20 protein-coding genes and 1 riboswitch are annotated in these 21,127 nt (G+C 70.1%); of the genes, 7 read left to right on the top strand and 13 right to left on the bottom strand.

Annotated features, from left to right (window positions below; genetic code table 11):
- Nucleotides 1-15: 15 nt before the first annotated feature.
- The 5 genes from K4G64_RS08025 to K4G64_RS08005 form a co-directional block, all read right to left on the bottom strand.
- Nucleotides 16-1,782, bottom strand: coding sequence for an ABC transporter substrate-binding protein (locus K4G64_RS08025; RefSeq protein WP_221755331.1), 1,767 nt, complete (start codon nucleotides 1,780-1,782; stop codon nucleotides 16-18).
- A gap of 8 nt (nucleotides 1,783-1,790) precedes the next feature.
- Complete coding sequence (locus K4G64_RS08020) at nucleotides 1,791-2,789, bottom strand: ABC transporter permease (RefSeq protein ID WP_221755330.1); 999 nt, start codon at nucleotides 2,787-2,789, stop codon at nucleotides 1,791-1,793.
- A gap of 343 nt (nucleotides 2,790-3,132) precedes the next feature.
- Entirely contained in the window at nucleotides 3,133-3,933 is an 801-nt protein-coding gene (locus K4G64_RS08015) for an enhanced serine sensitivity protein SseB C-terminal domain-containing protein (RefSeq protein ID WP_221755329.1), read from the bottom strand.
- 163 nt (nucleotides 3,934-4,096) lie between these two features.
- The gene (locus K4G64_RS08010) at nucleotides 4,097-4,885 is read right to left on the bottom strand and encodes an enhanced serine sensitivity protein SseB (protein WP_221755328.1); all 789 of its coding nucleotides are present in this window, start codon (nucleotides 4,883-4,885) and stop codon (nucleotides 4,097-4,099) included.
- Nucleotides 4,886-4,987: 102 nt separating this feature from the next.
- The gene (locus K4G64_RS08005) at nucleotides 4,988-5,656 is read right to left on the bottom strand and encodes an AAA family ATPase (protein WP_221755327.1); all 669 of its coding nucleotides are present in this window, start codon (nucleotides 5,654-5,656) and stop codon (nucleotides 4,988-4,990) included.
- Between the two features lie 222 nt (nucleotides 5,657-5,878).
- Nucleotides 5,879-5,978: riboswitch (glycine riboswitch) on the top strand.
- Between the two features lie 184 nt (nucleotides 5,979-6,162).
- On the opposite strand from K4G64_RS08005, the gene gcvT reads away from it, so the two are divergent.
- From gcvT to K4G64_RS07975, 6 genes are all read left to right on the top strand, one after another.
- Complete coding sequence (gcvT, locus tag K4G64_RS08000; protein WP_221755326.1) at nucleotides 6,163-7,284, top strand: glycine cleavage system aminomethyltransferase GcvT; 1,122 nt, start codon at nucleotides 6,163-6,165, stop codon at nucleotides 7,282-7,284.
- A gap of 103 nt (nucleotides 7,285-7,387) precedes the next feature.
- Nucleotides 7,388-7,765 carry a glycine cleavage system protein GcvH gene (gcvH, locus tag K4G64_RS07995; protein ID WP_221755325.1) on the top strand — a complete coding sequence of 126 codons (378 nt, stop codon included), beginning with the start codon at nucleotides 7,388-7,390 and terminating at the stop codon, nucleotides 7,763-7,765.
- Between the two features lie 9 nt (nucleotides 7,766-7,774).
- Nucleotides 7,775-9,037, top strand: a complete 1,263-nt coding sequence (gene glyA / locus K4G64_RS07990; RefSeq protein WP_221755324.1) for a serine hydroxymethyltransferase — start codon at nucleotides 7,775-7,777, stop codon at nucleotides 9,035-9,037.
- Between the two features lie 110 nt (nucleotides 9,038-9,147).
- Entirely contained in the window at nucleotides 9,148-10,515 is a 1,368-nt protein-coding gene (locus K4G64_RS07985) for an L-serine ammonia-lyase (protein WP_221755323.1), read from the top strand.
- A gap of 101 nt (nucleotides 10,516-10,616) precedes the next feature.
- Nucleotides 10,617-12,026, top strand: coding sequence for an MFS transporter (locus K4G64_RS07980; protein ID WP_221755322.1), 1,410 nt, complete (start codon nucleotides 10,617-10,619; stop codon nucleotides 12,024-12,026).
- Between the two features lie 142 nt (nucleotides 12,027-12,168).
- Nucleotides 12,169-12,726 (top strand): glycoside hydrolase family 25 protein, encoded by a 558-nt coding sequence (locus tag K4G64_RS07975; RefSeq protein WP_221755321.1) that lies wholly within the window; start codon nucleotides 12,169-12,171, stop codon nucleotides 12,724-12,726.
- A gap of 1 nt (nucleotide 12,727) precedes the next feature.
- On the opposite strand, the gene K4G64_RS07970 is transcribed toward K4G64_RS07975, so the two are convergent.
- The 3 genes from K4G64_RS07970 to K4G64_RS07960 all read right to left on the bottom strand — a co-directional run bounded on the left by K4G64_RS07970 (nucleotide 12,728) and on the right by K4G64_RS07960 (nucleotide 14,752).
- Complete coding sequence (locus tag K4G64_RS07970) at nucleotides 12,728-13,390, bottom strand: NAD(P)-binding domain-containing protein (protein ID WP_221755320.1); 663 nt, start codon at nucleotides 13,388-13,390, stop codon at nucleotides 12,728-12,730.
- A 175-nt stretch (nucleotides 13,391-13,565) separates the two neighbouring features.
- On the bottom strand, nucleotides 13,566-13,778 hold the full coding sequence (locus tag K4G64_RS07965; RefSeq protein ID WP_221755359.1) for an EF-hand domain-containing protein: 213 nt from the start codon (nucleotides 13,776-13,778) through the stop codon (nucleotides 13,566-13,568).
- 59 nt (nucleotides 13,779-13,837) lie between these two features.
- Entirely contained in the window at nucleotides 13,838-14,752 is a 915-nt protein-coding gene (locus K4G64_RS07960) for a MerR family transcriptional regulator (RefSeq protein ID WP_221755319.1), read from the bottom strand.
- A gap of 44 nt (nucleotides 14,753-14,796) precedes the next feature.
- Here K4G64_RS07960 and K4G64_RS07955 point away from each other — a divergent pair, with 44 nt between their 5' ends.
- The gene (locus K4G64_RS07955; RefSeq protein ID WP_260460152.1) at nucleotides 14,797-15,477 is read left to right on the top strand and encodes a GNAT family N-acetyltransferase; all 681 of its coding nucleotides are present in this window, start codon (nucleotides 14,797-14,799) and stop codon (nucleotides 15,475-15,477) included.
- Here the strand turns inward: K4G64_RS07955 and K4G64_RS07950 are convergent.
- From K4G64_RS07950 to K4G64_RS07930, 5 genes are all read right to left on the bottom strand, one after another.
- Nucleotides 15,444-16,622 carry a YncE family protein gene (locus K4G64_RS07950; protein ID WP_221755318.1) on the bottom strand — a complete coding sequence of 393 codons (1,179 nt, stop codon included), beginning with the start codon at nucleotides 16,620-16,622 and terminating at the stop codon, nucleotides 15,444-15,446. The two genes, K4G64_RS07955 and K4G64_RS07950, sit on opposite strands and share 34 nt — an antisense overlap.
- A 77-nt stretch (nucleotides 16,623-16,699) precedes the next feature.
- A complete protein-coding gene (locus tag K4G64_RS07945; protein WP_062929175.1) occupies nucleotides 16,700-17,203 on the bottom strand; it encodes an ATP-binding protein in 504 nt (167 codons plus the stop codon).
- A gap of 275 nt (nucleotides 17,204-17,478) precedes the next feature.
- Nucleotides 17,479-18,246: an enoyl-CoA hydratase/isomerase family protein gene (locus K4G64_RS07940; protein ID WP_221755317.1), complete on the bottom strand. Its 768-nt coding sequence runs from the start codon at nucleotides 18,244-18,246 to the stop codon at nucleotides 17,479-17,481.
- Nucleotides 18,247-18,327: 81 nt separating this feature from the next.
- A complete protein-coding gene (locus K4G64_RS07935) occupies nucleotides 18,328-19,557 on the bottom strand; it encodes an Ig-like domain-containing protein (RefSeq protein ID WP_374206384.1) in 1,230 nt (409 codons plus the stop codon).
- Between the two features lie 156 nt (nucleotides 19,558-19,713).
- Nucleotides 19,714-20,958, bottom strand: coding sequence for an Ig-like domain-containing protein (locus tag K4G64_RS07930; protein WP_221755315.1), 1,245 nt, complete (start codon nucleotides 20,956-20,958; stop codon nucleotides 19,714-19,716).
- Nucleotides 20,959-21,127 lie beyond the last annotated feature (169 nt).

The following is a 21,127-nucleotide window of genomic DNA, read 5'->3' as shown; positions in this document are numbered from 1 at the left end:
ATCCGGCCTGCTGAATTACTTCGAGGAGCTCATCAGCAGGTAGTCGTACATGCCGAGGTAGGCCTGCGTGACCGTGACGTTCGTCGCGGACGTCGGCCGCAGCAGCAGGTTCTTGCGGTAGACCAGCGGGACGACCGAGGCGTTGTCGAGGACCATCTTGTCGATGTCACCCCAGGCCTTGGTGCGGGCCGCGTCGTCGGTGTTGGCGATCGCGTCCGTCAGGGCCTTGTTGATCTTCGGGTCGTCCAGTTCCATCAGGTTGTTGCCGCCCGAGGGCTTGATGGCAGCACCGTTGACGATCTGGTCGAGGAAGCCGTAGCCGGTCGGCCAGTCGGCACCCCACGCCATCGAGAGCATGCCGAGCTTGTTGTCGTGGACGTAGCTCGGGACACCGGCGAAGTTCGAGAAGTACTTGCCGGAGGGGAACTGCTTGATCTCGACGTTGATGCCGATCTTCTTCAGCGACGCCTGGATGGCGGTCGCCGCGGCGACCTCGGCGGGGCGGTCGGAACGAGCCGTCAGGATCGTGTTGAAGCCGTTGGGCTTGCCGCACGCCTTCAGGGCCGCCTTGGCCTTGGCCACGTCACCCTTGTGACCCTCGGTCGCGTAGGTGTCGAACTTGGTGTAGCCGTTCACCGACGGCGGCAGCAGCGTGGTCGCCACGTCGCCCTTCGGGGAACCGCCCATGGCGTCGAGCACCGACTGCTTGTCGAGGCCCCACTGAACGGCCTTGCGGCACTCGGCGTTGTCGAACGGCTTCACGTTCACGTTGAGCGCGATGTACTGCGTGGCGCCCGCGTAGGAGCTGTCCGTCTGGTTGGCGTACTTGCCGCGCAGCACCTTCGGCTGGGTCTGCGGCTGCACACCCGTGCCGGCCGCGTCAGCCGTGATCTTGTCGGAGAGCAGGTTGTTGTCGACCGTGACCGGGTTGACCTTGAACTTGATCGTGATCTTGTCCGGCAGGGCCTTGCGGATCGGGTCCGACTTGGCGTCCCACTGCTTGTTGCGCACGAGGGTGGCGCCGCGGCCCTCCTCGTAGGACTGGAACTGGTACGGGCCCGTGGACTGGATGGCCTGGACGTACTTCGCACCGGTGTCCTTCGCCTGTGGCACGGGGGCCGTCTGCGAGAACGTCGCCAGGTAGTCGAAGTCGGCGAACGGCTGCTTCAGCTTGAAGACGATCGTCCGGTCGTCCGGCGTCTCGATGGACTTGATGCCCTCGGCGGACTTGTCCTTGTAGGGACCCTGGTACTTGTCACCGCCCTCGAGGTACGCCTTGAAGTACGTCGGGCCGTTGGACAGTGCCTCGGGCGCGAAGTTGGAGCGCTCGATGGCGTACTTGACGTCCTTGGACGTCACCGGGGTGCCGTCCTGGAACTTCACACCCGCACGCAGCTTGTACGTCCAGGTCTTGGCGTCCGGGCTGGACTTGCCGAGTCCCTCGGCGAGGTCCGGCACGACCTCCAGGCCTTCCTTGCCCGCCGCCGGCTTGAACGTGGTGAGCGTCCGGCCGTAGAGGCGGGAGAAGTTCTGCACCCAGCCGTAGTACGTGTTGCCCGGGTCGAGGGAGTCCGGCACGTCCGAGTGCTCGTACGTGACCGTCCCTCCCTTCTTGTCCGACGCGTTGACGATCGAGTTCAGCGCGGCGTCCTTCTTGCCGTTGCCTCCCCCGTCGTTGTCGTCACCTCCGCCGCCGCACGCGGCAGCACCCAGCGACAGTGCCAGGACCGACGCAACGCCGGCGGTCACCCTTCTCGTCTTCACCTGAGGAAGCCCCCTCATTAGATGGATCACTTGCTGCGAGGGTCGAGGGCGTCACGCAGCCCGTCACCCAGCAGGTTGAAGGCCAGGACGGTGATGAAGATCGCCAGTCCGGGCACGAACATGTACTGCGGATCAGCCGTGTAGAGATCCACAGCGTTGCTGAGCATGCCGCCCCAGGAAGCCTGCGGCGGAGCGATACCGACGCCGAGGAAGCTCAGCGCGGCCTCGAACAGGATGTTCGTCGGGATGATCAGCGTCGAGTAGACGAGGATCGGCGCGACGAGGTTCGGGAGGAGCTCCCGGAACAGGACGTACGGGCCGCGTGCCCCGAGGCTCGTGGCGGCCTCGATGAACTCCCGCTTGCGCAGGGTCATCGTCTGGGCGCGCACGATGCGGCCGATGTACGGCCAGCTGAAGAAGCCGATCACGAAGATCAGCACACAGATGCGCAGCGGCAGGCCTTCGAGGCCGAAGAACCCGTCCTGCACCGAGGCGGAGATCGAGATCGCGAACAGCAGCAGGGGGAAGGCCAGGAACGTGTCCATGAGCCTGCTGATCACACTGTCGATCCAGCCGCCGTAGTAGCCGGCGACGACACCGAGCACGGTGCCGATGCACACGGACAGCAGCGTGGCGCCGCCCGCGACCAGGAGGGAGACCCAGGAGCCGTCGATGATGCGGGCGAGCATGTCACGGCCGTACTGGGGGTCCACGCCGAGCGGGTGGTCCCAACTCATCCCTCCCCAGCCGCCCTTGGGTGCGAGCAGCGCGGGGTCGATGAGGTCCTGGTTGAACTTGTTGGGATCGAGGTTGAAGATCCACTGGATCGGCTTGGAGAACACCGCCAGCAGCGTGAGCAGGATGACGACGATGCCGCCCGCCATCGCCACCTTGTCCCGCTTGAAGCGCATCCAGGCGATCTGGGTGAGCGAGCGACCCTCGATCTGGCTCTTCTTGACCCCGGAGAGCACGGCCTCGGGCTGTGCTCCGGCTTCCGCCCCGGTGGTCTCGATGGGTGCGGTCACGGTGCGATTGACCCCTCTCGGGCCGGCGATCGCCGAGCCCCTGGCTGCCGCTGTAGCGGTTTTGTTTGTCTCGTACACAAGACCGACCGGGCCCGTGTCTTGCGGGGAGTCTTCAACGCTTTGGCGATCTGTTGCCAGACTTGGCGGTGAAAGGATGCGTAAACGTGATGCTGTCTGGGGGGTTCCGTTATCCGGACAGCGGGTAGCGGGGGTCGGACGCGCCAAGACAGGGGCATTCTAGGACATACTGGCGCTTTCCTCCCCTATCTACGCGCGGAGAGCTGAGCGGTTGTCGCCTTCGGGGGTGGTGCGAGAGGGGCTCCGGGGGGCGACTTCGAGCCGGTCAGTACCGGCCATGCGCGGGAGGGTATCCGTAGCCGGAGACCGGGGCCTGGACGGGGGCGGTGGCGTGGGCCTCGCGGTCGTAGAACGGGCGGGCCTTCGCACGCAGCCACATGGCCACCGGGTCGTGTTCGTCGGACATGGCGACGGTCGACACGGGGAGCCCGTCCGGCACGGCGCCGAGGGACTGCTGCATCATCGCGCGCACCGAGTCCACGGCCGGCGGCGAGGTGTCGTACACATCCAGTCCGATGGCGAGGTACGGCGCCCCGAGCGCGGGCTGCACCCAGGCCCGGCGCAACGACCGGACGGCCGGGGTGCGGTGGGCGTTCTGCGCGAGCAGGGCGTAGAACTGCGGGATCTCGATGGCGGGTTCGGACAGCCGCAGGGGGCCGGCGGGCTGGCGGTCCAGGCCCGTGGCGATTCTGCGCAGGTCCAGCCAGGGGATGCCGACGCCGCCGCCGGGGGCGTGCGGGTTGAGCCAGAGGCCGTAGTGGTCGGGGTAGAGGGCGCGGGCGACGTCGACCCCGTCGACCACCTCGTAGGAGCGGTTCCAGCCGCTGGCGGAGAGCTCCTGGGCGGAGGTCACACAGGGGGCGTAGCCGCAGCCGTCGACGTCCATGTTTCCGTACTGGGCGTCGGGGGAGCCGGCCTGCCCGTGCCACAGGAGCATCCAGATCTGGCCGCTGTGCGGGGTCGCGAGCGCGCGCAGGAGTGCCTCGTAGGCGTCGTAACGCCCGGGCGTGACCTGGCGCAGCATGTGCTCGACCTGTCCGGCCGCGGCCGTGCCGCTCGCGCTCACCTTTACCGCCCCTTCGTACACCGCCTCGACGGTGTCCTAGCTTAAGCCCGCGGGGGAGCGGCGGGGATTTGTGCCGTCGGGCGGGTGCGGGTCGTGTGTGGTTGACCGCGCCCACGCGGCGGAGCCGCACGGCGATACGGCCCCGCGCCCCTGGGGCGCTGCCCTAACGCTGGTAGAAGGGCCGGACCCGCTCCCGCATCCACGCTCCCACCGGGTCCTCCGCCACGTCCAGGAGGACGAGGTTGACCTGCCAGGGGGCCGGGACGGCAGTGACGGCCCGGGTGAGGGCGTCCAGGGGCAGGGCGCGCAGGTCGCCTTCCCACTGGGAGAGTTCGACGCCGACGAACATCACCGGGTCGGCGGTCTCGATCGCGGCGAGGCAGCGGCGGGCCGTGACGACGACGCCGGTCGCCTCGAACTCGGTGGAGGCGGCGGCGAGGAAGTCCACCGGGTCGTCCTGCCAGTCGGGCTCGAAGAGGCGGACCCGGCCGCCGCTCGCGGGACCGTCCAGCGGGGTCCGGCCGGCCCGGCACAGCTCGGCCACGGCGGGCGGCGGGAGCGGGATGCCCACCACACCGCCCGGGTTGACGGCTATGCCGGCGTGCGGGGGCAGGCCCCGGGCGAACTCCACGGCGGGCGCGATGGTGTACGACATGTGGGAGCCGACGACCTGGCGGAACTGCTCCTCGGAGCTGAACACCGGCACGAACGCCTGGCCGTCGATCTCGATGCCGGGCAGGTCGAGGGGGCCGCTGTGCGGGCCGCCGCCGCTGGGCAGCGGGATCCACACGAAGCTCCGGCCGAGCACCTCGACGATCCGCCCGCCGGCCGCCGGCCCGGCGCCGAGGGAGGCCGAGAGCACCTCCTCCAGCTCGTTGCCGGGCCAACCGCCGTGCGGGTGCGTCTGCGTCTGCGCCGGGAAGTCCGCGGAGAAGTCCGCCGGGATGTCCATCTGCCTACCGCCTGCCTGGAACCACTGCTGTGGCTCAAAAGGCTAACGGCTGACGGACGCCCGGGGGCATCGGGAACCGGGACTGCGCGGGACGGCGCGGGCTCAGCCCGTGAAGCCGATTCTGTGCAGGGCGTTCGCCGTGTCCCGGTCGGCGAGGACGGCCGAGCCGCAGCCGGTGGGGAGGTCGCCGCGCTCGACCGCGCGAAGGAGGCGGTTGCTCGCCGCGCGGTGGCGCAGGAACGCGTAGCGCGAGACGCCGCGGCCGCGGTCGCGCTGACCGGCCAGGGCCTGCTCGGGGGTGACGTCGAGGAGGAGCAGGTGGAGCGTGCCGCCCCGGCGGCGGGCCTCGCGGGCGAGCCAGCGGCGGACCCAGGCCTGGGTGCCGCAGTCGTGCACGACGACGCCGTCCCCGGTGCGCAGGGCGCGGCGCAGCCCGGCGTAGTGGGAGAGGCGGACGAGGGGGCGGTAGAGCGCGTACGGCAGGGCGCGCGGCATGCGGCGCTCCCAGCGGTCGCGGGTGTCCTGGGAGTCGATGCGCCGGCCCGGCACGGTGCGCCGCATCAGCGTCGACTTGCCGCTGCCGGGCAGGCCCGTGACCACGACGAGGTCGCGGGGGCCGAACAGCAGCGCGTGCGGGCCGCCCCCGGGGCGGTCGCGCAGGTCGCGGACGACCGGCGCCGGCGCCGGGGCGCGGACCGCCCGGACCGGAGCTGCGGCCGGCTGCTCGGGCGGCGCGATGCCCGTCGTCGCGTACGCGGTGGTCCTGTTCACCGTGATCGTCCTCCCCTGGGGCCAGGTACGGAGTCCCATCCCCGCCGAGTGTAAAGAGAAGGTAATGCGGCAGGCCTCTCATTTACGTTCTCGTCCTGCAACAGGGCTGCTACAGGTCGCTGTGTCCGGCGCGCGGGACTCGTGCACTCCCTGTGAAAGGTCCCCCTGCCGCGCCGGAAGGATGCGTGCAATGATGTGCGCGCCAACTGCATACCGGCCGTTTGAATCCGCGCGGGAGAGTCCCCAGCACCGCAAGAGCTGGGGCGCCGAAGGAGCAAGTCCCTCCCTTGAATCTCTCAGGCCCCGTTACCGCGCGGGCGAGGCACATCTGAAAAGCGAGTCACCGGCCACCGGTGGCTCCACCCAAGGTGCAAGCCGTGTCCCGTGTGGTCATGGCGAACCTCTCAGGTTCCGATGACAGATGGGGAGGAACGACCTCGCCCTCCCCCACGCTCGGCTTCGCTCGCGCGGGAGGGACCCCCATTTGCCTTGGGAGACGACCGACCGTGAGCAGTACAGGAGAACTCCGTCACACCGCGCTCGATGCCCTGCATCGTTCGCTCGGCGCGACGATGACCGACTTCGCCGGCTGGGACATGCCCCTGCGCTACGGCTCCGAGCGCGACGAGCACATCGCCGTGCGCACGAAGGCCGGCCTCTTCGACCTCTCCCACATGGGCGAGATCACCGTCACCGGACCGCAGGCCGCCGCGCTGCTGGACTTCGCCCTGGTGGGCAACATCGGGGGCGTGAAGCCGGGCCGGGCCCGCTACACCATGATCTGCCGGGCCGACGGCGGCATCCTGGACGACCTGATCGTCTACCGCCTCGGCGAGAGCGAGTACATGGTCGTCGCGAACGCCTCCAACGCCCAGGTGGTGCTGGACGCGCTGACCGAGCGCGCCGCCGGCTTCGACGCCGAGGTGCGCGACGACCGGGACGCCTACGCGCTGCTCGCCGTCCAGGGGCCGCAGTCGCCGGGGATCCTGAAGTCCCTGACCGACGCCGACCTCGACGGCCTGAAGTACTACGCCGGGCTGCCCGGCACGGTCGCGGGCGTCCCGGCCCTGATCGCCCGGACCGGCTACACCGGCGAGGACGGCTTCGAGCTGTTCGTGAAGCCGGAGCACGCGGTCGAGCTGTGGCAGGCCCTGACCAAGGCCGGCGAGGGCGTCGGCCTCGTCCCGTGCGGGCTGTCCTGCCGCGACACGCTGCGCCTGGAGGCGGGCATGCCGCTGTACGGGCACGAGCTGACGACCTCCCTCACGCCCTTCGACGCCGGGCTCGGCCGGGTGGTGAAGTTCGAGAAGGAGGGCGACTTCGTGGGGCGTGAGGCCCTGCGCGAGGCCGCGGAGAACGCGAATCACGAGCCGCCGCGCGTGCTGGTCGGCCTGATCGCCGAGGGCCGCCGGGTCCCGCGCGCCGGGTACGCGGTCGTCGCCGAGGGCAAGGTGATCGGCGAGGTCACCTCCGGGGCCCCCTCCCCCACGCTGGGCAAGCCGATCGCGATGGCCTACGTCGACGCCATGTACTCCACGCCGGGCACGGCCGGTGTCGGTGTGGACATCCGGGGCAGTCACGAGCCGTACGAGGTCGTGGCGCTGCCGTTCTACAAGCGCCAGAAGTAGACACTGGCCGAAGGGCCGCGGCAGCGACCCCGTGCCCGTCGTCCCAGCTCACCAGCAGTCCCCCTTTCCACAGCACTCCCGCGCGTACAGGAGAATCCAGGCCATGAGCAACCCCAAAGAGCTGCGCTACAGCAAGGAGCACGAGTGGCTGTCGGCCGCCGAGGACGGCGTCTCGACGGTCGGCATCACGGAGCACGCGGCCAACGCGCTCGGTGACGTCGTGTTCGTCCAGCTTCCCGAGGTGGGCGACTCGGTGTCCGCCGGCGAGACCTGCGGCGAGCTGGAGTCGACCAAGTCGGTGTCCGACCTGTACTCCCCGGTCTCCGGTGAGATCACCGAGGTCAACGAGGACGTCGTGAACGACCCGTCGCTGGTGAACTCGGCCCCCTTCGAGGGCGGCTGGCTGTTCAAGGTGCGGGTCACGGACGAGCCGGGCGACCTGCTCTCCGCCGACGAGTACACCGCGTTCTCCGCGGGCTGAGGGAGTCGTATGTCCGTCCTGAACACACCCCTGCACGAGCTCGACCCGGCGGTCGCCGCCGCGGTCGACGCCGAGCTGCACCGTCAGCAGTCCACGCTGGAGATGATCGCCTCGGAGAACTTCGCTCCGGTCGCGGTCATGGAGGCGCAGGGCTCGGTCCTCACCAACAAGTACGCCGAGGGCTACCCCGGCCGCCGCTACTACGGCGGCTGCGAGCACGTCGACGTGGTCGAGCAGATCGCGATCGACCGCGTCAAGGAGCTGTTCGGCGCCGAGCACGCCAACGTCCAGCCGCACTCGGGCGCCCAGGCCAACGCCGCCGCGATGTTCGCGCTGCTCAAGCCGGGCGACACCATCATGGGGCTGAACCTCGCGCACGGCGGGCACCTGACCCACGGCATGAAGATCAACTTCTCCGGCAAGCTCTACGACGTCGTCGCCTACCACGTGGGCGACGACGGCCGGGTGGACATGGCCGAGGTCGAGCGGCTGGCCAAGGAGTCCAAGCCGAAGCTGATCGTCGCCGGCTGGTCGGCCTACCCGCGGCAGCTGGACTTCGCCGCGTTCCGCCGGATCGCGGACGAGGTCGGCGCGTACCTGATGGTCGACATGGCCCACTTCGCCGGGCTGGTCGCGGCCGGGCTGCACCCGAACCCGGTGCCGCACGCGCACGTGGTCACCACCACGACCCACAAGACCCTCGGCGGCCCGCGCGGCGGTGTGATCCTCTCCACGGCCGAACTGGCCAAGAAGATCAACTCCGCCGTCTTCCCCGGTCAGCAGGGCGGCCCGCTGGAGCACGTGATCGCGGCCAAGGCGGTCTCCTTCAAGGTCGCCGCCTCGGAGGACTTCAAGGAGCGCCAGCGCCGTACGCTGGACGGTGCCCGCATCCTGGCCGAGCGTCTGGTGAAGGACGACGTCCGGGCCGTGGGCGTGGACGTCCTGTCCGGCGGCACGGACGTGCACCTGGTCCTGGTCGACCTGCGCCACTCGGAGCTGGACGGTCAGCAGGCCGAGGACCGCCTCCACGAGGTGGGCATCACGGTCAACCGGAACGCGATCCCGAACGACCCGCGTCCGCCGATGGTGACGTCCGGTCTGCGGATCGGCACGCCGGCGCTGGCGACCCGGGGCTTCGCCGCCGAGGACTTCGCGGAGGTCGCGGACGTCATCGCCGAGGCGCTGAAGCCGTCCTACGACGCGGAGGCCCTCAAGGCCCGGGTGAAGGCCCTGGCCGACAAGCACCCGCTGTACCCGGGTCTGAACACGTAACGCTTCGCGGCCGGCGACGGCCGCGAAGAAACCTTTCGGGCGCCGCGCCCGCCACAAGCGGTCGCGGCGCCCACCCCCTCTGCACCACCCATGTAGTCAGGAGTTCCCCCGTGGCCATCTCGGTCTTCGACCTGTTCTCGATCGGCATCGGCCCGTCCAGTTCCCACACCGTCGGTCCGATGCGGGCGGCCCGCATGTTCGCCCGGCGGCTGCGCAACGAGGAGCTGCTGGCCCCGACCGCACAGGTCCGCGCGGAGCTGTACGGCTCGCTGGGCGCGACCGGCCACGGCCACGGCACCCCCAAGGCGGTGCTGCTCGGCCTGGAGGGCGACTCGCCGCGCACGGTCGACGTGTCGAGCGCGGACGAGCGGGTGGAGGCGATCAAGACCGGCGGCCGCCTGAACCTGCTCGGCGAGCACGAGATCGCGTTCTCCTTCGACGACGACATGGTTCTGCACCGCCGCAAGGCCCTGCCGTACCACGCCAACGGCATGACCCTGTGGGCGTACGACGCCTCGGGCGCGGAGCTGCTGACGAAGACGTACTACTCCGTCGGCGGCGGCTTCGTCGTCGACGAGGACGCGGTCGGGGCGGACCGCATCAAGCTCGACGACACCGTGCTGAAGTACCCCTTCCGCACCGGCGACGAGCTGCTGCGCCTGACCGAGGAGACGGGTCTGTCCATCTCCGCGCTGATGCTGGAGAACGAGCGGGCCTGGCGCACCGAGGAGGAGATCCGCGAAGGCCTGCTGGAGATCTGGCAGGTGATGCGGGACTGCGTGGCGCGCGGACTGTCCCAGGAGGGCATCCTGCCGGGCGGCCTCAAGGTGCGCCGCCGGGCCGCGAACACCGCGCGCAAGCTGCGCTCCGAGGGCGACCCGCTGGCCCTCGCCATGGAGTGGATCACCCTCTACGCCATGGCGGTCAACGAGGAGAACGCCGCCGGCGGCCGGGTCGTCACCGCCCCCACCAATGGCGCCGCCGGCATCATCCCGGCGGTCCTGCACTACTACGTCAACTTCGTGCCGGGGGCCGACGAGGAGGGCGTGGTCCGCTTCCTGCTCGCCGCGGGCGCGATCGGCATGCTCTTCAAGGAGAACGCCTCCATCTCCGGCGCCGAGGTCGGCTGCCAGGGCGAGGTCGGCTCCGCCTGCTCCATGGCCGCGGGCGCCCTGGCCGAGGTCCTCGGCGGCTCGCCCGAGCAGGTCGAGAACGCCGCCGAGATCGGCATGGAGCACAACCTCGGCCTCACCTGTGACCCGGTCGGCGGCCTGGTTCAGATCCCCTGCATCGAGCGCAACGGCATGGCCGCGGTCAAGGCCGTCACGGCCGCCCGCATGGCGATGCGCGGCGACGGCTCCCACAAGGTGTCCCTGGACAAGGTCATCAAGACGATGAAGGACACCGGCGCGGACATGTCGGTCAAGTACAAGGAGACGGCCCGGGGCGGGCTGGCGGTGAACATCATCGAGTGCTGAGCCCGGGCGGCGGGCGTCTTGCCATGCGAGATGGCAATACCGGAAATCAAGATGGCTGACATCGTTGTAGGACCCATGTTTCACACGTGAAAGACCGAACGATGCCCGCACCAGCCACCGGTTCAGCCCCCACGCCCGTCAACCCGAGGTCCCGCGTCCTCGTCGCCAGCCTCATCGGCACGACGATCGAGTTCTACGACTTCTACATCTACGCGACCGCCGCGGTGCTCGTCTTCCCCCAGCTGTTCTTCCCGAGCAGCGACCCGACCACCGCGCTGCTGTCGTCCTTCGCGGTGTTCGGTGCCGCGATGGTCGCCCGCCCGATCGGCGCCGTCGTCTTCGGGCACCTCGGTGACCGGCTCGGCCGCAAGAAGACGCTCGTCGTCTCGCTCCTGACCATGGGCATCGCCACGTTCCTCATCGGCGTCCTGCCCACCTACGCCCAGGCCGGCTGGGTGGCCACCGCGCTGCTCGTGCTGATGCGGCTCGCCCAGGGCTTCGCGCTCGGCGGCGAGTGGAGCGGTGCCGCCCTGGTCGCGACCGAGAACGCCCCCAGCGGCAAGCGCGCCCTGTACGGCACCTTCCCGCAACTGGGCGCCCCGCTCGGCTTCATCATCGGCAACGGTCTGTTCCTGGCCATGGGTGCGCTCCTGCCGTCCGCGGCCGGCGCCGACCCCTCGCAGCCCTCGGATGCCTTCGTCAGCTGGGGCTGGCGGGTGCCGTTCCTGTTCTCCGCCGTGATGGTCGCGATCGGCCTGTGGGTGCGCTCCCGGCTCGTCGAGTCGGCGGTCTTCGCCCGGACCCGCGAGTCGGGCGGGGTGCGGCGGCTGCCGCTCGCCACGGTGGTGCGCAGCCACGGGAAGCAGTTGGTCCTGGGCACCTTCATCATGCTGGCGACCTACGTGCTCTTCTACCTGATGACCACGTTCTCGCTCAGCTACGGACGCGCCGCGAAGGACGCCGCCGTGCCCGGACTGGGCTATGGCTACACGACGTTCGTGCTCATGATGATCTTCGGCGTGCTGTTCTTCGCCGCGTTCACCCTGGTCTCCGGCCCGCTCGCGGACCGGTACGGGCGGCGCGCCACCCTGCTCTGGATCACCGCCGGGATCGTGGTCTTCGGGCTGGTCTGGGTGCCGCTGATCGAGCTGGGCACGCTCGGCGTGGTGCTCTGGCTGGTGCTCGGCTTCACCCTGATGGGCATGACCTTCGGCCCCATGGGCGCGCTGCTGCCGGAGCTCTTCCCCACCAGCGTGCGCTACACCGGCTCCGGCATCTCGTACAACGTCAGCTCGATCCTCGGGGCGGCGGTCGCACCGTTCATCGCCGTGGCGCTGTGGGAGACCGGGGACGGCTCACCGTGGCTGGTCGGTGTGTACCTCTCGGCGATGGCGGTGCTGACGCTGATCGCGCTCCTGCTCGGCAAGGAGACCAAGGACGTCTCCCTGGACGACCGGGACGCCACCGCCGACGATCCGCTCCGCGCCCCGGCCGGCTCCCCCACCCCCTGAAACCGGCCGTCAAACCGACCGGCGCTCACCACCGCCGGGCCGCGAGCCTCCTCGCACCCGGCGTACGGCCGTTCCTTCGGGGCATAACAACAACCCCTGACCCGAGGGAACTTCAGCCCCACCCGCACCACAGGGAGCCCCCATGCTGCGCGGCATCGACGTGAGCGCCTACCAGTCCTCCTCCTACGGTACGGACGGCCTCTCCTTCGTCTTCGTCAAGGCGACGGAAGGCCGCTCCTACGTCAATCCGAAACTCGCCGCCCAGACCGGACGAGCCCGGGACGCCGGGCTGGTCGTCGGCTTCTACCACTTCCTGTGGCCCGGCAACCTCACGGCCCAGGCCGAGTACTTCGTGAGCAAGGCCCCCGACCGGCCGGGAGACATCCTCGCCGTCGACTGGGAGAACACCAGCGAGGGGACACACGCGAGCAACGCGGAGAAGGACCGGTTCATCAGGAAGCTGAAGGACCTCCGGCCGGACAGTCGGGTGGTGCTCTACTGCAACCGTCACTTCTGGCTCGACATCGACACGACGTCCTATGCGGGCGACGGCCTGTGGATCGCCGACTACGTCTCGGCGGGCAAGCCCCGCATCAAGGCCAAGTGGCGCTTCCACCAGTACACCGACGACCCGCTGGACAAGAACGTGGCCGACTTCGAGAGCGAGACGGCGCTGCGGAGGTGGGCGGAGGGCGCCTGAGCTAGCCGCGGAAATCCGGGGTGCGCTCCGGGGACGCCTCGGCCAGGGCCTTCGTGACCGCCTCGGTGCCGCCCCGCAGGCCGTAGACCGGGGTGCCGGGCTGCTGGCGCCAGGAGTCGTCGATGCCGCCCGCGTCGACGGTGTCGAAGCCGAGGGCGTCGATCAGGTCCCGTACCGTGCGCTTGGCGCCCTCGTCGTCGCCGGCCACCGGGAGGGCCATGCGGTCGGGGTCGCCGGCGGGGAGCGGGCGGTCCAGGATGTCCTGGGCGTAGGTGCCGTTGAAGGCCTTGACGACCGGGTGGCCGATCCGGCGCTCCGTCCAGCGGCTCTCGGTGAGGCCCTCGTCCTCGATCTCCGCGATCCTGCCGTCGCGCTGGCGCGGGTAGTAGTTGCCGGTGTCGATGACCGCGACGCCGTCGGCCGCGCCGTCGAGCAGACCGGCGGGAAGGTCCGGGACCGCCTTCAGCGGGATGGTGACAACGACGATCTCGGCGCCCCGCGCCGCCTCCCCGACGGTCACGGGCGTCGCGCCGGTCTCGTCCGCGAGGGCCTTGAGTGTGTGCGGACCCCGGGAGTTGGCGACGGAGACGTCGTGCCCCAGGGCGGTGAGCCGCCGGGTCAGGTTGCCGCCGATGTTGCCCGCTCCGATGATGCCGATCTTCATGTCCTCGCCTTGCCCTTCCGGAGATGAACAGCGCCGCGTGAAGCCTTGTGACCAGGGTCAACCTCGGGAGCGAGTGGGCTATTCCGGTCCGGGAAGGGTCTCCGCCCGGGCATGGCGAGGGGCCCGGTCCGAGGATCGTGGACCGGGCCCCTTCGCGCACGGGCGAGCCGGAGGCCTACTTGTTCAGGTAGGCCCAGAACTCGTCGAAGCTCAGCTGCTTGTCGCCGTCGAGGTCGCGGGTCTTGATGACGACCTCGGCCACCGACTCGGTGACGTTCCAGTCGCCCGACTTGGCCAGGGCGCTCTTGAACTCGGCAGCGGTGATGTAGCCGTCACCGTCCGTATCGATCCGCTCGAACTGCTTGCGTGCTTCCTCGATGTCCGCCACCGATCCGCCCCTCATCTCGTGCTGTGCTTCCTGCCGGCGCAGGTCTGACGCAGGTCAGATTATCCGGCCGTGCGGGCCTCCAGCGCGGCAGCCACCCAGGCGAACTCGTCGCGGTAGGCCGCCTCGGGCCCGGCGCCCTTCACGAGGGCGAGCAGCTCGCGGTAGCGGGCGACCTGGTGGGTGGCGTGCGACCGCAGCCGGTTCAGCACGGTGGCGGGGTCGGCGTCGCCCAGCAGCTCGTCCAGCACCTCGGCCGCCTCCGGGGAGCCGGGGTCGATGCCGCGCCCGCGGGCCTGTGCTCCCAGCTGCACGAGCCGCCGGGAGAACCACAGGGACGCCCCGGCGGGTGCGTCATGGCCGCGGTCGGCCGCGTTGAACTCGGCCACCTTGCGCATCTCGGCCCTGAAGCCCGGGTCCTGGAGCATCTCGGCCAGCTCCAGCCAGGCGTCGACCTGCTCGGGGGTGGGGTCCTCGGGCAGGTCGGCGGCGGTGCTCCGCATGCGTTCACGGATCACCGGATCCGCCGTGTCCAGGCCGTGGAACACCTCGTCCACGAATTCCTCCACGATCCGCCGCCGTTCGGCCGCCGACAGCTGTGCCAGTCTGTTCACGAGCGTCATCTCCTCCGCGTCGGACCCCCGCTTCGCCACGGTCGACAGCACCGCACGGGTCACCTTGAGCGCCCGGATCTGCGCGTCCAGCGCGACCACGTGCGCGGCCGCGACCCGCGCGACGGTCGTCTCACCGGCCAGCACCCGGCGGACGTCCACGAGCCCGAGGCCCAGCTCGCGCAGGGTGCGGATCAGCTCCAGCCGTGCCACGGACGCCGCGTCGTACAGCCGGTATCCACCCGTGGACCGGTCCACCGGGGGCAGGGCGCCCTCGTCGGACCAGTAGCGGATGGTGCGCACGGTGAGTCCCGTGACCCGGGCCAGTTCGCCGATGGTGAGCAGTCCGGTGCGGTCGTCGATCATGCCTGCGAGTCTGGACCCTCCAGCGGGTGGAGACTCAAGGAGCGATGGTGACGGACACTCTGGCGGACATCCTCGACGCGGCGGCGCGGGGCGTCTTCCCGCCGGCGGACGGCGGTACGACGATCGTGCCCCAGCCCTCGGTCCGGGACGCCGGGGTCCTCGCCTTCACGGCCCATTCGGTCGTCTTCACGGACGAGGACCCCGACTGGGTACGTGGCGTCCTCGCCCGCACCGAGTGCGACGCCCTCGCGGCCACGATGAACGCCCGTTTCCTGACGGCTCTGATGGACCGGACGGGACGTACGTCCGACACGGTCGACGTGCTGCTGACGGGTGCCGCGCTGCCCGGCGAGCCGCCGGTCGCGCTCACGGAGGTCCACGACCCGGGGCATCCGCGCGTGGTGTCCGCGATGCGGCGGCGGGACGGCGTGCGCGTGTGGACGACGGACGGCGGAGTGCTCGTGCTGGGCCGCGGGGTGGCCGGGCGCTGGGAGGTCGCCGTCGAGGTGGAGGAGGGGGCGCGGCACCGCGGGGTCGGGCGGCGGCTGGTGTCGGCGGCGCGGCAGCTGGCCGGGGGCGCGCCGGTGTGGGCGCAGGTGTCGGCGGGGAACGCCCGCAGTCTGCGGGCGTTCCAGGCGGCCGGTTACCGGCCGGTGGGCTCGGAAGCGCTGCTCGTCCCCGGAGCCGGGCGTCACCGGAAGACGCCTGTGTGGCCGAGCGAGTAGCGGCCCGGCTGCGGGTAGACCGCGAGGCCGTGCGGGCCGCTGCCGACCGGGATCCGGGCGAGCTGGATGCCGGTGCGGGTGTCGACGGCGTACACCTCGGCGTCGTAGCGGCCGGACAGCCACAGCACCTTGCCGTCGGCGGAGACGCCGCCCATGTCGGGGCTGCCGCCGTCGGGCAGCTTCCACTTCTTGGTCAGCCTGCCCTGGGTGAAGTCGAAGACGGAGATGGTGCCCTCACCGCGGTTGGTCACGTACATCTCGCGGGAGTCGCGGCCGACGTAGAGGCCGTGGCAGCCCTTGCCGGTGGGCATCAGGACGGGCTCGGTGAACGCGTCGCCGTTCAGGACCCACATGCCGTGGGCCATCATGTCGGCGATGTAGAACCTCTTGCCGTCGGGTGAGAGCTTCACGTCCTGCGGCATGGCGCCCTCGAACGGCAGCCGCTGCTGCCCGACGACCTCCATCTTCTCGGTGTCGACCTTGAGCAGTTCGCCGCTGAACTCGCAGGAGACGATGAAGTAGCGGCCGTCGAGCGAGAAGTCGGCGTGGTTGACACCGTAGCAGGAGACCGGGACGGTCTTCTTCACCTTCATGGTGTGCGGGTCGCGGAAGACCAGCTCGCGGTCGAGGGAGGCCATGACGACGGCGTACTTCCCGTTGGGCGTGAAGTAGAGGTTGTAGGGGTCGTGGACCTCGACGTCCTTGCCCGCCTTGCCGGTCTTGGGGTCGATCGGGGTGAGGGTGTGGCCGCGGTTGTTGTTGACCCAGAGCGTCTTCAGGTCCCAGGAGGGCACGACGTGCTGGGGCTGCCGGCCCACCCGGATCGTCTCGGTGACCTCGTACGTCGTCGGGTCGATGACGGTGACCGTGTCGGACCCGGTGTTGGGGACGTAGACCCGGGACGGGAAGTCCTTGACCACGGGGGACAGCTTGCCGGGGCGGTCGGCGGCGTACACGTCCTCGGGGTCCAGGACGGGCGGCATGCCCGGCAGGCCCTTCACAGGCTTCTTCTCGGGCGGGGCGGGCACGGCGGCCTTGGTGCCGCGCGCTTCGGAGGTCCGTTCCCCGCTCCCGGTGCCGCAGGCGGAGAGGACGGCGAGGACGGCACCCGCGACCAGGGCGCTCTTGACGAGATGGCGGTGCATTGCACCATTTAATGGGCGCCTCTGAGGGAAACCGGTGATTCGTCCGTCCGGCGACCGGGTGAGGCATCAGAAGGGCCCTAGCGGTCGGCGACCCGCATCTCGAACCAGGTCGTCTTGCCCCGGGGCAGCAGATCGACCCCCCAGCGGTCGGCGAGTTTGTCGACGAGGAACAGGCCCCGGCCGCTGATGTCCATCTCCTGGACCGGCATCAGGCACGGCAGTCCGCGGGAGGGGTCGCGGACCTCGACGCGGATCCAGCCGCGGCGCCGGTGCAGACGCAGTCCGAAGACGCGGGCGCCGGTGTGGCGTACGGCGTTGCCGACCAGTTCGGAGACGAGCAGAACCGCGTCCTCGGTGGTCTTGGGTGTGAGCCCCCAGTGGCGCAGGACCACGACCTGGGTGAGGCGTCTCGCGGTGGCCGCGGACTCGGGCCGGGACGGCAGTGGAACCTCTGCCTCCGTCGGGTTGCCGTACAACTCGAGCGCCTTCAGCGCGTGTTCGTCCTCGACGGTCGGCGACCAGCGCGCCGCGGCCGCATGTGCGTGTCCCCGCGGCTGTTCCATACCCTCCAGCCCCGCCATGCCCCCCATCATGGCCGCCTGGGGCGCCCGGCGGGGTCGTTCCCGGGGAATACGCCCCGGGGAACGGGGGGTGAACCGGTGGCCATTCGTCATATGCCCGCGGCACTTCGGAGCCTTCAGCAGCCCATCTGACCTGCCAGAACACCTGATTCCGGGGTAATCGACGGACTCTTCCGTTCCGGCACCCTTAAGGCTGTCTTAAGGGTGCCATAAACCGCCCCATCGAGGGACCCCGGGTCAGACACCATGTCAATTGCAAGCCCCTGGAGGGATGTTCAGAGGAACTTCGCCTTGCCCGGGCCCTCCTCGACGAAGCTGCGCATCCCGCGCTCGCGGTCCTCGGTGGCGAACAGGCCCGCGAACCAGTTGCGTTCGATCGCGAGGCCCGTGTCGATGTCCGTCTCCAGGCCCGTGTCGATCGACTCCTTCGCGGCGCGCAGGGCTAGCGCCGGGCCCTGAGCGAGCTTCGCGGCCCAGGCGTGTGCCTGCGCGTACACCTCGTCGGCGGGGACGACCCGGTCCACCAGGCCGATCTCGCGGGCCTCGTCGGCCTTCACCATGCGGCCCGTGAAGATGAGGTCCTTGGCCTTGGAGGGGCCGACCAGACGGGCCAGGCGCTGGGTGCCGCCGGCGCCGGGGATCAGGCCGAGCAGGATCTCCGGCTGGCCGAGCTTGGCGTTCTCGCCGGCGATGCGGAAGTCCGCACAGAGGGCGAGTTCGCAGCCGCCGCCCAGCGCGTACCCCGTCACGGCCGCGACGACCGGCTTGGGGATCCGGGCCACCGCCGTGAACGAGTCCTGCAGGGCGCGGGCGCGCAGGACCATCGCGGTGTGGTCCATCGCCTGCATCTCCTTGATGTCCGCGCCGGCCGCGAACACCTTCTCGCCGCCGTAGAGCACCACGGCGCGCACGTCCTCGCGGCGCGTGGCCTCCTCGGCCAGTTCCTTCAGCCGGTCCTGCGTGGCGATGTCCAGCGCGTTCATGGGCGGGCGGTCGAGACGGATCGTACCGACGCCTTCAGCGACTTCGAGAGAGACGGTCATAGGCAGCAGGTTAACCACGACTAACGGGTGAGGCCCCGGTGCGGTCCGTCACACCGGGGCCCTCTTGTCAGCAGGGGAGAACTACTTCTTCCACTTCTCCCACGACATGTTCCAGCCGTTCAGCCCGTTGTCCGGGGCGACGATCCGGTCCTCGGAGTTCTTGACGACCACCACGTCTCCGACCATCGAGTGGTTGAAGAACCACGCGGCCGCCACCTTCTTGTCCCAGCCGCCGCGCACGTCGCGCAGGCCGATGCAGCCGTGGCTGGCGTTGTAGTTGCCGAAGGCGCCGCTCGCCCAGTAGTTGCCGTGCAGGAAGGTGCCGGAGGTGGTCAGGCGGACGGCGTGCGGGACGTCCTTGATGTCGTACTCGCCGCCGTAGCCGACCGTCTCGCCGTTCATCCGGGTCACCGTCAGCATCTCGCTGATGACCATCTGGCCGTTCCAGGTCTCCATGCCGGGCTTGCCGGTGGTGACCGGGATGGTCTTGAACAGCTTGCCGTCGCGCATGACCTTCATCGTGAGCTTCTTGGCGTCGACGACGGAGACCTGGTTGCGGCCGATGGTGAACTTCACCGTCTTGTCCTGCTCGCCGTAGACACCGGAGCGTCCCTCGACGCCGTCGAGGTTCAGGTCGACGGTCACCTTGGTGCCGGGCTTCCAGTACTTCTCGGGGCGGAAGTCGAGACGGTCGTTGCCGAACCAGTGGCCCTCGACGTCGACGGCCGGCTCCGTCTTGATGCGGATGGCCTTCTCGACGTCCTCCGGGTTGGTGATGCCCCGGTCGAAGCGGATGGAGAACGGCATCCCGACGCCGACCTTCGAGCCGTCCTCGGGGGTGAAGGTGCCGGTGAAGGTGTTCTCGGGGGTCAGCGTGGTGAACCCGGCGTCCTCCGCGGCCGTGCGGCCCTCGGAGTCCTCGGCGACCGCGTGGACGGTGTACTTGGTGGCGCCGGACAGGTGGATGGACGGCGTCCAGCTGGCGCCGTCCTCGGATATCGCGCCGTCGACCTTGTTGCCCTTGGCGTCCTTGACCTCGACCTCGGTCAGCTTCCCCTTCTCGGCGGTCACCTTCAGCGCACCGCTCGTGTCGACGGCCTTGGCGCCGTCCTTGGGGGTGATGCCGACGACCGCCTCGGACTGCTTGCTCTGCGCGGCGCCCGAGTCCTTGCCCTTGCCGTCGCCCTCGCCGGAACCGGAGCCGGTCCCCCCGCCGCATGCCGTCACGGCGAGAAGCAGTACGCCGATCGCCGAGGCGAGCATTCCGTTCCTGCGCCCAGCCGACGCCCCCGATATCGGTCGCCCGTTCACGTCTTTCTCCCCTCCCAGGGCCTGGTCAGGCCCGCGCACCCCGCGCGTCCCCCGCACGTCGGCGAATAGTAACCACAGGGTGCACGGCACCGGCGGCCCGCGATTGTCACCGTTCGGTCCCAACAGATCGCCGGCTCAACCCGCCCCCTTGTCGGGCTACTTCACCGCACCGCCCGCCTTCCATGCATTCCAGTCCATATTCCAGCCTCCGAGGCCATTGTCGGGAGAGACCTTTTTGTCATTGCTGTTGACGACCTTGACGACGTCCCCGATGAGGCTTCGGTCGAAGAACCAGCCGGCCGGGGTGTCCGAGCTGCCGCCCTTCACGTCGCGCAGCCCGATGCAGCCGTGACTGACGTTGGTGCGGCCGAAGACGCTGTGGTGCGCCCAGTAGTTGCCGTGCAGGAAGGTCCCGGAGTCGGTCAGGCGCATGGCGTGCGGGACGTCCGGGATGTCGTACTCGCCCTTGCCGTCGCGCTTCTTGAAGCCGACCGTGGCGCCGTTCATCCGGGTGACGTCGAGCATCTCGGTCACCACCATCGTGCCGTTGTACGTGGCGTTGCCGGGGGCCCCGGCCGTGACGGGCACGGTGGCGAGGGGCTCGCCGTCACGCCGGACCTCCATGGAGTGCGCGGCGGCGTCGACGATGGAGACCTGGCTGCGGCCCACGGTGAAGGAGAACGTCTTGTGCTGGAGGCCGTAGACGCCGGGTGCCCCCTCGACGTCGCGCAGGTTCAGGGCGACGGTGACCTGGGTGCCGGGTTTCCAGTAGTCCTCGGGGCGGAAGTCGAGGCGGCTCCTGCCGAACCAGTGCGGGCGGATCTCGACGGCCGGACGGGCGGTGACCCGGATCGCGCGTTCGACGGCGGCCCGGTCGGCGATCCGCCGGTTGAACTCCAGGGAGACGATCATGCCGGTGCCGACCGTCGCGCGGTTCTCCGGGGCGACGTAGCCGATGAAGCGTTCCTCCGGGACGTAGGTGGTGAAGGTGGTGTGCCGGGCGGAACGACGTCCGCCGCCGTCCACGGCCACGGCGTCGATCGTGTACTTGGCGGCCAGCGCGAGCCGTTGGTCGTCGGGTTCCCAGGTCAGGCCGTCGGCGGAGAGGTGCCCGGGCACCGGGGACTCCTGCGCGTCCTGCGACCTGACGACCTTCACCTTTTCCAGCCGGCCGTCGGGCACGCGCACCCGCAGCTTCTTCCCGGGGCGCACTCCCCTGCTGCCGTCGTCGGGCGAGACCTTGATGACGTCCTCGGGCGCCGGGGGCGCGCCGAACGCCCCGGCGAGCCCTCCCGCGTCGTCCGAGGTACAGCCCGTGGCTCCGGCGAGGAGCCCTGCCCATGTCACTACGGCGGCCAGCGCGGCCCTCGCGCGCCGCGCGCGCCCTTGTACGTGCCTCACGCGGTGCCCAACGACCGGCCGTGTCCCCGGGAAACGACCATGCCCGCCCCCGGGGAAACGTGAGTGCGACCCACGCTCTGGGCAGAACAGTGGGGAGGACGACGCGCAGGGGAGCCGCGACCCGGGCCGCAGCACTGGCCGCACCCCTCTGTCCCCCGTCGTCCCATGA

The organism is Streptomyces sp. WAC04114, assembly GCF_019733245.1.
In the GTDB taxonomy this organism is placed as follows: Bacteria; Actinomycetota; Actinomycetes; order Streptomycetales; family Streptomycetaceae; genus Streptomyces; species Streptomyces massasporeus_A.
Note: the sequence above shows the minus strand (reverse complement) of the source record. Positions and strands in the feature narration are given on the sequence as shown.

Coding starts and splice junctions, on each gene's coding strand:
- K4G64_RS07980 (WP_221755322.1), top strand. CDS start 10,617: ATGCCCGCACCAGCCACCGGTTCAGCCCCCACGCCCGTCAACCCGAGG.
- K4G64_RS08010 (WP_221755328.1), bottom strand. CDS start 4,885: ATGGACATCCCGGCGGACTTCTCCGCGGACTTCCCGGCGCAGACGCAG.
- K4G64_RS07945 (WP_062929175.1), bottom strand. CDS start 17,203: ATGGCGGGGCTGGAGGGTATGGAACAGCCGCGGGGACACGCACATGCG.
- K4G64_RS07940 (WP_221755317.1), bottom strand. CDS start 18,246: ATGACCGTCTCTCTCGAAGTCGCTGAAGGCGTCGGTACGATCCGTCTC.
- K4G64_RS07960 (WP_221755319.1), bottom strand. CDS start 14,752: ATGATCGACGACCGCACCGGACTGCTCACCATCGGCGAACTGGCCCGG.
- K4G64_RS07955 (WP_260460152.1), top strand. CDS start 14,797: ATGGTGACGGACACTCTGGCGGACATCCTCGACGCGGCGGCGCGGGGC.
- K4G64_RS07970 (WP_221755320.1), bottom strand. CDS start 13,390: ATGAAGATCGGCATCATCGGAGCGGGCAACATCGGCGGCAACCTGACC.
- gcvH (WP_221755325.1), top strand. CDS start 7,388: ATGAGCAACCCCAAAGAGCTGCGCTACAGCAAGGAGCACGAGTGGCTG.
- K4G64_RS08025 (WP_221755331.1), bottom strand. CDS start 1,782: ATGAGGGGGCTTCCTCAGGTGAAGACGAGAAGGGTGACCGCCGGCGTT.
- K4G64_RS07950 (WP_221755318.1), bottom strand. CDS start 16,622: ATGCACCGCCATCTCGTCAAGAGCGCCCTGGTCGCGGGTGCCGTCCTC.
- glyA (WP_221755324.1), top strand. CDS start 7,775: ATGTCCGTCCTGAACACACCCCTGCACGAGCTCGACCCGGCGGTCGCC.
- K4G64_RS07975 (WP_221755321.1), top strand. CDS start 12,169: ATGCTGCGCGGCATCGACGTGAGCGCCTACCAGTCCTCCTCCTACGGT.